Below are 9,674 nucleotides of genomic sequence, written 5' to 3'. Positions count from 1 at the left end.
GATCTCGCTACGCTTCGATCACGAGCGGGACGATCATCGGCCGGCGGCGCAGGGACTGGTTGACCCAGCGGCCGATCGTGCGGCGCACGATCTGGGACAGCGCGTGCGGATCGCGGACGCCCGACTGGGCAGCCTCGGTGAGGGCTGCGGCGATCTTCGGCTTGACGGCTTCGAACACCGCATCGTCCTCGGCGAACCCGCGCGCGTGGATCTCGGGGCCCGAGATGACCTTGCCGGTAGAGGCGTCGACCACCACGATCACCGAGATGAAGCCCTCTTCGCCGAGGATCCGGCGATCCTTGAGGTCGGCATCCGTGATCTCGCCGACGGTCGACCCGTCGACGTAGACGAACCCGAGGTCGAGCTGGCCGACCATACGGGCTTCGCCGCCCTTGAGGTCGATGACGGTGCCGTTCTCGGCGAGCAGCGTGCGCTCGGGGGCGATCCCGGTGTCCTGGGCGAGGCGCGCGTTCGCCATGAGGTGGCGGTACTCGCCGTGCACGGGCAGCACGTTCTTCGGCTTCAGGATGTTGTAGCAGTACAGCAGTTCGCCGGCGGCCGCGTGGCCGGAGACGTGCACCTTGGCGTTGCCCTTGTGCACGACGTTCGCACCGAGCTTGGTCAGGCCGTCGATGACGCGGTAGACCGCGTTCTCGTTGCCCGGGATGAGGCTCGACGCCAGGATGACGGTGTCGCCCGGACCGGGCTCGATCGCGTGGTCGAGGTTCGCCATGCGGCTGAGCACGGCCATCGGCTCGCCCTGCGAGCCGGTCGACATGTAGACGATCCGATCGTCGGGGAGGTCGCGCGCCTTCTTGTAGTCGATCAGCACGCCCTCGGGCACGTGCAGGTAGCCGAGGTCCTCGGCGATCGTCATGTTGCGGAGCATGCTGCGGCCGAGCAGCGCGACGCGCCGGCCGTGGGCCGCCGCGGCGTCGAGCACCTGCTGCACGCGATGCACGTGGCTGGAGAAGCTCGCCACGATCACGCGGCGCGGCGCCTTGCCGATGACCTGGTCGAGCACCGGCCCGATCGAGCGCTCCAGCGGCGTGAAGCCGGGGACGTCCGCGTTCGTGGAGTCGACGAGGAACAGATCCACGCCCTCTTCCCCCAGCCGTGCGAATGCGCGCAGGTCGGTGAGGCGGCCGTCGAGCGGCAGCTGGTCCATCTTGAAGTCGCCGGTCGCGAGCACGGTGCCCGCGGGGGTGCGGATCGCGACGGCCAGCGCATCCGGGATCGAGTGGTTCACCGCGATGAACTCGAGCTCGAACGGGCCGAGGTTCTCACGCTGCCCCTCGGCCACCGTGAGGCTGTACGGCCGGATGCGGTGCTCCTTGAGCTTCGCCTCGGTCAGCGCCAGGGTCAGGCCCGAGCCCACGATGGGGATGTCGCTCTTGAGCTTCAGCAGGTACGGCACGGCGCCGATGTGGTCCTCGTGACCGTGCGTGAGCACGACGCCGACGATGTCGTCGAGGCGCCCCTTGATGGGCTCGAAGTCCGGCAGAATCAGGTCGACGCCGGGCTGGTGCTCCTCGGGGAACAGCACGCCGCAGTCGACCACCAGCAGCTTGCCGCCGTACTCGAAGACGGTCATGTTGCGGCCGACTTCGCCGAGGCCGCCGAGCGGGACGACCCGGAGGGTGCCCGCTTCGAGCTCCGGCGGGTCGTACGGGTTGGTGGGCATTGTGAAGCCTCCTCCGGATGCCGCGGCATCCGTTCATCAGCGTGCCGTCGCCCGATCGGCGACGGCACTTCGTCATCTCGTCGTGCCTGAGACCTTCGGCAGCGCACCGCCGGCGGCGGCGTTGCGGTCGGGACGGAAATTCGAGAAATCTGCGCCGGGGACACCCGTCACGAGGGCCAGCTCGTCCTCGATCTTGGCGGCCTCCCACTCCTCCGGCCCCACGAGCGGCAGGCGCACGCGCGGGCTGCCGATGCGGCCGAGGCCGTGCAGGATGTACTTCGCCGACACGGTGCCGGGCACGTGCGTCATGACGGCGCGCACGAGCGGCTCGAGCTGCATGTGCGCCGCGGTCGCGGTCTTCAGGTCTCCGGCGTTCACGGCGTCGACGATGGCACGGTACGGCGCGGGGGCGATGTTCGCGGTGACGCCGATGAGACCCACCGCGCCGATCGCGAGGTGCGGCAGCACGTTCGGGTCGTCGCCCGAGAAGTACATCAGGTCGGTCTGGTTGAGCACGCGGCTGACCTCGCTGAAGTCGCCCTTGGCGTCCTTGATGGCGAGGATGTTCGGGTGCTTGGCGAGGCGCAGGATCGTCTCGTACCGGATCGGCACGCCCGTGCGGCCCGGAATGTCGTAGAGGATCACCGGCAGATCGGTGGCGTCGGCGACGAGGCGGAAGTGCGTGAGGATTCCGGCCTGCGTGGGCTTGTTGTAGTACGGCGTGACGATCATGATGGCGTCGGCGCCGACCTTCTCGCTGGCCTTGTAGAGGTCGATCGCGTGCGCCGTCTCGTTGGAGCCGCCGCCGGTGATGATCTTGGCCCGCCCAGCTGCGACATCCTTTCCGACCTCGACGAGACGGATCTTCTCCGCGTCGGTGAGGGTCGACGTCTCGCCCGTGGTGCCGGTGACGACGATGCCGTCGGCGCCCGCGCCGATGACGTCGTCGATGTGCTTCTCGACAGCGGGCCAGTCGACTTCGCCGTCGGCCGTCATCGGAGTGACGAGCGCGACGAGAACCTGTCCGAATGGGTTTCCCGTATGCGTCATGCCTTCAGGTTATCGGCTCGGAGGCTCGCCACTCCTCCCCGTATGCGTGCCCGCACGCACGCGGAGGGGACGGATGCCGCGCGACGCGGCATCCGTCCCCTCCGGTGTCAGCGGATCAGGAGCAGGTGCCCGCCGGAGTGGCCCGCATCACGAGCGTGTCGTACGACGTGGCCGTGTCGACCCAGACGACCGTCGAGCCGGTGTCGGCGGCGGCACGGTCGGTGAAGCCGGAGCTGCACGTCACCTTGCCGAGCGACTTTCCGTCGAGCGTGTACTGCAGCAGCGCCGGAACCCCGCCGCCCAGGCGCTCGCTGTCGCCCTCGGACGTCACCGTGATCGTCGTCGACGTCGCGACGAGATCGTGGATGTGGAGTCCGCCGACGTTGCTCTCCGGCACGATGTCGCTCCACGCGCCGCCCGCGACCGGGGCCTTGCGGATCGCGCTGTAGGGGTCGTTGCGGTCGTCGGCACCCCAGACGACCGACCCGCCCGCGATGGTCGGACGGATGATCGACCCCTGCGTCCGGGGGCCGACCTCGATCACCGCGCCGGTGTTGACGTCGAGCACCTCCACCGCGGTGAAGATCCGCGTGTAGGTGCCGTCGGGCAACGACACCTCGGTCGGGAACTCGCGAGCGTACGCGAGCTTGTCGCCCGTGATGTCGGGCACTCCGGTGGCCGTGCCCGGCAGAAGCGTGGCGGTGCCGCTGCCGAGTTCCGCGAAGCCGACCCGGCGTGATCCTTCTGCGTCGAGGCCGTCCCACGTCACGACACCGTCGGACACGCGCACGTTGAACAGGTTCGCCGGGGTCGTGTACACGACCTGCTCGGGGCCGCCCGAGAGCGACTTCGCCATCACCTGGGATCCCACCGGAGAGAACCGGATCCACACGACCGTCTTGCCGTCGGTGTCGGGGTAGACATCGGTCCACTCCCCGGGTGTGCTCACGAGGGTCGGCTCGACCTTGCGGTCGATCGTGCCCGCGTAGATGGCGAAGTAGCCCGAGCCGTCGATGCTCGGGACGTCCGCGATGGTCCACCAGCCACCCCCGGCCCCTGCCCACGAGACGCCGTTGAAGTCGGTGAGGTTCTCGAACAGGACGGTCCCGTCGCCACCGAGCTGCTTCTCCCACCCGGTCACGATGCCCCGGGAGTCGAATGCCGCCTGCACAGACTTCAACTGCTTGCCTTTGAGCCCCTGAGCCTTCGCCGCGGCGAGCACGGCGTCGCGGGCCTGAGTGAATCCGTCGAGCGGAGTCAGGTAGTCCGTGAGGGCGCGGTAGATGATCGGGTCCGCCGTCTCGCCGCCGAGCGACTCACGGATGTCCCACAGCGCGCCGCCGAAGATCGTCGAGTTCAGGTGGACGCCGCCCGCGTCGTAGAAGTACGGGTAGCCGGCGAAGTTGGCGATGCCGGCGCCGTCGTCGAGGTCGCGCAGCGCGCACGCCGTCGGCGACGCGGCGTAGCAGAGGTCTTCGCCGAGGAGGCTCGCGTTCGGGTCGCTGAGGGGCGTGCCCGTGGCATCGACGTCGATCGCATTGCCGAAGTAGTCGGCGAACGCCTCGTTCAAGGCACCGGACTGACCGACGTACACGAGTCCCGCCGTGTGCTGGACGACGCCGTGGGTGAGCTCGTGGCCCTGCACGTCGAGGTCGGCCGTGAACGGTTTGAAGCTCCAGCCGTCACCGGCGCCGTAGGCCATCTGGTAGCCGTCCCAGTAGGCCTGGTTCCAGGTCGTCCCGCCCTCCCACTCGACGAGGCCGACGATCGAGCGGATCTCCTGTCCTTTGCCGTCGATGCTGTCGCGCCCGAGGCGGTTCTTGAAGTAGTCGTACACCTGACCGGCGCCCCAGTGGGCATCGACGGCCCCCATGGTGGTCAGCTCGGCCCCGAGCGCTGCCGTCGGCGACGAGGCGAGCTCGGCACCGGCAGGGATCGTTCCGTTCGGGTACGAGTAGCCCACGACGCCCGAGGCGTCGTACGTCTCGATGGGGGTGCCCGGGCGGGTCGTGTCGCGCAGCAGGAACGCGCCGCTCGCCGGGTCCTGCGTGAGGTTGACCGGCACATCGACACCGGTGAGCAGCGTCCCCGTGCCGTCCGCTCCGGTGCCCTCGTCGATCGCTGCTGCGGCGGCGGCGGGGGTGGCGGCCCCCGCGATCCCGAAGGTCTGGATGCCGCTGTACTGCAGCGTCGGGAAGCCGGTGGTCGCCTCGATGTACACCTCCTGCACGACCGGGGCGCCCGTCGCATCCGTGCCGCGCACGGTCACGTGTCGCGTGAGGACGCCCGCACCCTGCGGCAGGACGACCAGACCCTGGTCCGACCCGGTGAGCGCGGCCTTCGTCTCGCCGCCGACGGTGCCTGCGGCCTTCCCGCCGTACTGCACCGCCTGAACCGCACGCTCCACGGCGAGCTCCGAGGAGATCTTCGGCTCGACGTCGACGGTCAGGTCGGTGAAGTACTGCCCCGAGGTTCCCGTGACGATCCGCTCGGCATCCTTCTTCTTCATGCGCACGATGTACTGTCCGCCGAGCACCTCGACGCCTCCGTGCTGCTGTGTGAAGCGCACGGTCTCGTCGGTGCCGACCTCTGTCACGTCGGTGACGACGAGATTCGTCTCGACCGACGGGATGTGGTACCGCTCCTTCTTCGCCTTGAGGTGTGCCAGGGCGGCCTTGTCGGCGGGTGCCTTGGCGTCGGTCGGCTCGGCGATGCCGTCGATCAGCGTCGGCGTGTCGGACTCCGGCGCGGTGGCGACCGGAGCGGCGGCCGCGGACGGGGCGGGACCGGATGCTGCGGCGGGGACGACGGCGGCGAGCACGAGAGCCGTGCCCACCAGCGCCGAGCACGCGGCGAGTTTCGCGGGGCGTTGCATTTTTCCTCCAGTTGTGGGGTGGAAGCTGCCGGCGGGTTCGCCGGCCGTCACCGAGCCGACCGGGTGAGGTCGACCGGCAGATAGGTGCGGCTCGCCCGGCCCGCGTCCGAGTCGACGAGCAGGGTCGCCGCGTTGGCGCCCGTCGCCGCGAGGGATCCCTGGACCTTGACCTTGAACGTCTTGCTGCCGCCGGGCTTGAGGGTCGCGGCGTCCTGGTTCGCATCCAGCCAGGGGATGTCCGCGAACGTGGGATCCTCCACGTTGAGCCGCCACATGAGGCCGTTGTTCATATCGACGACCCAGAGGTTGCCCGCCTCGTCGAACTCCATGCCCGCAGCACCCTGCGGAGACAGGTAGGTGTCGACGGTGCGGTACCGCGTGCACGTCGCCGGCGAGTCCGGGTCGACCTGCACCAGCTGCGGTGCCTCTCCTCCGAAGGTGGAGTACCAGAGTGTGTCGGAACCGACGTTGTAGGCGAACCCGAGCGCCGCCTCCGGCACGGCGCAGGCGTTCACCACCTTGCCCGGCTGGGCGTGGGTGGACCCGGCCACCGTGAGCACGGTGCCGACATAGGCGCTTCCGAGGTAGAACACGTCGTCGACCGGGTTGTAGGCGAGCGCGCTGTAGGCCTGCTGGTCGGCCCAGTACCCCGTGATGACCCGTGTCTGGACGCCGGATTCACGATCGAAGCAGTGGATGCTCCAATCACCGCCGTTCACGATCTGGCACATGTCGCCCGATCGACTGTCGAAGGCGAGCTCGAGCCGGTCGGCGCCGTCCATCTCGGCGACGTGCGGGGCGTCGCCGAGGCGCTCCCCCGTGACCGAGTAGAGCCCATTGCGCTGTTCCATCCAGTCCGATACCCAGAGCCGTCCGTCGTACCCGACGCCGAACACGCTCGACACCGGCATGGTGCTCCAGACGCCTTGGACCGGCATGCCCGCCTCCGGCGCCGAGAGCTGCGGGTTGCGCGGCATCTCGTCGAACGACAGGTGCAGCGGCGCGGAGCCCGAGTTCGTCACGGTGACCTCGACCCACTCGCTTCCGCGCCCGTCGGAGGTGAGCGACAGCTGCGACGTCGACAGGCTCGCGACCCCGGTCTTCAGCGCCGGCGAGAACGACGCGGCATCCATCCACGAGGCCAGCTCGACGGTCTGCGAGGCGGTCGCGTAGTTCGGTGCGGTCACGGTCACCTGCGCGGTGCCGACAGGAACGGCGAGCTCGTACGTGCCGTCGCCCGAGGTCGACGTGGTTCGCGTCGTTCCGTCCGCGCCCGCAGCGGCCACGGTGGCGCCCGCGACGGCGGCGCCGTCGTTCGCGTCGGTCACTGTCCCCGTGAGCCACGCCCGTTCGTCGCGCGTGAACCGGATCTGCCGCCCCGCCTGCAGGACGGGCTCGTACCGCGAGTACTGGGCGCCGACCTCGGATCCCTCGGCCTCGATCCCGACCGACGCGTTCCACCCGGCGCGGTCGGCGTCGGCTCCCACACCGTCCCCGTACGACAACAGGACGTCGCCGTTCGCGACCAAGGTCGTCGAGAAGGTGAGCCGCTGGTCGGGAGAGAAGATGAGGAACACGTTGCGCCACTCGATCGTCACCGCGGGCATGCCGTCGACCGTCGTCTCGGCCGCGAGGATCGCGGAGGTGCCGTCGAGATCGAGGAGCATCCAGAACGGCGCGATGACACCGCCGGGAACCACGCCGCCCGGGTACGGGATCGGTCGCTGCCCGGGCCACTGCCCCTCGAAGGATGCGAACGAGACGAATCCGTTCGCAGACACGTAGGCCGTCGAGTAGCGGTCGTCGAACGACGGGAAGGCGAACGGCAGCTCGATCGCTGCAGCACCCCCATTCGCCCGAATGTCGAGGACCTGGCTTCCGGCGGGGAGCGGGGCGTCGGTGGACGTGCACGAGTACCCGCCCGAGAAGGCGACCCGCTCGAGTGCGGCATCCACCGTCTCTTCGCCGTCGACGACGACAGTCCGCTCCAGCGGCGCGACGCAGCGATCGCCCGTCGTGGTGAGCGTGAACGAACCGGCAGGCACGTCGTCGATCCGGTACCGGCCGGCGGCGTCGGTCGTCGCAGCAGGGAGCGGCCCGTTCAGAGCGACCGTGAGCCCTGCCATGGGGTCACCCACAGCATCCGTCAGCGTGCCCGAGACGGTGTGCCGGGTCGCGGTGGCGAGGCTCGCCGAGGCGTCCGAGGTCTCGCCGTCGGCGATGGTGACCTCGAGGGAGCGGGCGGCGAACCCGAACGACGCGAGGGTGACGTCGTACGCACCCGGCACCAGCGGCAGTGCGAAGGTGCCGTCGGACTCCGTCTTGGTGGAGCGGCCGAACTCACCGTCGGCGACGACGTCGACGCCGACAAGCGGCGTGCCGTCGGCATCCGTCACCGTGCCGGCGAGTGTGCCGGCGCCGGTCGGGGCGGCGGCGATGAGCGCCGCGGCGTCCAGCTTGCCCTCGCCCCACACCGCGTTGTCGTCGGCGTCGCCGCCGCAGCGGGTGTCGTCGACGTCACGCGCGGTGCGGTCGAGCAGTTCGCGAGTGGCCGGGATGTCGCCCACGAGCGCCGGGGCCGCGCTCCAGAGCAGCGCGACGGCGCCCGCCAGGTGTGGTGCGGCCATCGACGTGCCCGTTTCCAGACGGTAGCCGCCTCCCGCAGAAGCCGAGCGGATCCGCACACCCGGCGCGGAGATGTTCGGCTTCACTTCGCCGTCCTGCCCGGGGCCACGGGAAGAGAAGTAGCCGATGTCGCCGTCTTCGCCGTACGCGCCCACGGAGTAGGTGACATGCTGCGAGCCGGGGTTGCCGGCGGTGTCGCACGCCGGGCCGGAGTTGCCGACCGACCACGCGCTGAAGATGCCGGAAGCATCCCACGCCGCGATGATGTCGTCGAAGAACGGGTCCTTCGACGCGGGGTCGCCCCAGGAGTTGTTCACGATGTGCGGACGCTTCGACGGGTCGCCGTTCGCCCAGTCCTCGGAAGTATCGGTCGGGGCGAGCATCCACTGCGCCGAGAGCATGAGACCCGTCTGCGAGCACTTGACGCAGCCGTTCGCCGCGATCCAGGTGGCGCCGGGTGCGACGCCGATGCGTTCGCCGTCGCCCGCGTCGCCCGTGATCGTCCCCATCGTGTGCGTGCCGTGGCCGTCGACATCGCACGGCCCGTCGGCCCAGCCGCACCAGCGGTCGATGTCGAGCCAGTTGTAGTCGAGCTCCAGCGAGCCGTCGGCCTGCAGCCCGCGGAAGCGGTCGTGCAGCGACGGATGCGTCACATCCACGCCGCTGTCGATGTTGGCGACGACGATCCCCTCGCCGGTGATGCCCTGCGCCCAGACGGCGGGCGCGCCGATCTCGTCGACGCCCCATGCGACGCCGTCGGCGTTCGCGCCCTCGCCTGCCGCGGCCGGCACCGATTCGACCGGCTCGGCGTTGCTATAGGTCGTGACCTCGCGGATCTGCGACACCTCGCTGTGCGCCGCGAGCATCGTCGCGAGCGCCAGGTCGCCGCCCGTGACCAGCACCGCATTCGACACCCAGAACGACGTGAAGGCGGCGCCGGCCGCATCCAGTTCGGCGACCACCCCGGCCTGAGACTCCTCGGCGTGCGCGCGCAGCGTGTCCCGCACCGCGGCACCCCGCTTGTCCCAGTCCGCGATGGCCGAGGCCGTTGCGAGGTCTGCCCGATCGGCGAAGCGCACCCAGAACGACGCGGTCGCCGCCTCCGTGAGCTGCGACTCGGCCTCGTCGGTCAGCTTCTCGCGCGCCGCTTCTTCCGTCGGCGTGCCGGCGCCGGGGAGGATGCCGTGCCGCCATGCGCCCTCCCCCATGTGACCTTCCGGCAGTCCTGGTGGGGGTGGCTCGGTCGCCGCGGCCGGCGGCGATCCGAGGAGGGTGGCGACGAGCGTCGCGGCGGCGAGGACGGCGGCGACAGTGCGGGGTCTGCGCTGGAGGAAATGACGCACGAGGGTCCTTCGATCGGGGCGCCGACGATGCGCGGCGCCGACGGCGAATCCGGTTGAGGGGATGAGGCTCATGCTGGGCCCCCCGCGAGTCGAGCGA

At 70.1% G+C, this 9,674-nt stretch carries 4 protein-coding genes; all 4 read right to left on the bottom strand.

Annotated elements, in window-relative coordinates; all coding sequences use genetic code 11:
* Positions 1–7: 7 nt before the first annotated feature.
* Positions 8–1,684, bottom strand: coding sequence for a ribonuclease J (locus tag B1729_RS04155; protein WP_163617879.1), 1,677 nt, complete (start codon positions 1,682–1,684; stop codon positions 8–10).
* 72 nt (positions 1,685–1,756) lie between these two features.
* Complete coding sequence (gene dapA, locus B1729_RS04150; protein ID WP_163630853.1) at positions 1,757–2,734, bottom strand: 4-hydroxy-tetrahydrodipicolinate synthase; 978 nt, start codon at positions 2,732–2,734, stop codon at positions 1,757–1,759.
* Positions 2,735–2,849: 115 nt separating this feature from the next.
* Positions 2,850–5,609: a M4 family metallopeptidase gene (locus tag B1729_RS04145; RefSeq protein WP_163630851.1), complete on the bottom strand. Its 2,760-nt coding sequence runs from the start codon at positions 5,607–5,609 to the stop codon at positions 2,850–2,852.
* 47 nt (positions 5,610–5,656) lie between these two features.
* Positions 5,657–9,577 carry a S8 family serine peptidase gene (locus tag B1729_RS04140; RefSeq protein ID WP_163630849.1) on the bottom strand — a complete coding sequence of 1,307 codons (3,921 nt, stop codon included), beginning with the start codon at positions 9,575–9,577 and terminating at the stop codon, positions 5,657–5,659.
* Between the last annotated feature and the right edge of the window lie 97 nt (positions 9,578–9,674).

The organism is Microbacterium sp. B35-04 (assembly GCF_010634885.1).
Lineage (GTDB): Bacteria > Actinomycetota > Actinomycetes > Actinomycetales > Microbacteriaceae > Microbacterium.
Note: the sequence above shows the minus strand (reverse complement) of the source record. Positions and strands in the feature narration are given on the sequence as shown.

Excerpts from the sequence above, each read along its gene's own strand:
- B1729_RS04155 (WP_163617879.1), bottom strand. The coding sequence starts at position 1,684 with ATGCCCACCAACCCGTACGACCCGCCGGAGCTCGAAGCGGGCACCCTC.
- dapA (WP_163630853.1), bottom strand. The coding sequence starts at position 2,734 with ATGACGCATACGGGAAACCCATTCGGACAGGTTCTCGTCGCGCTCGTC.
- B1729_RS04145 (WP_163630851.1), bottom strand. The coding sequence starts at position 5,609 with ATGCAACGCCCCGCGAAACTCGCCGCGTGCTCGGCGCTGGTGGGCACG.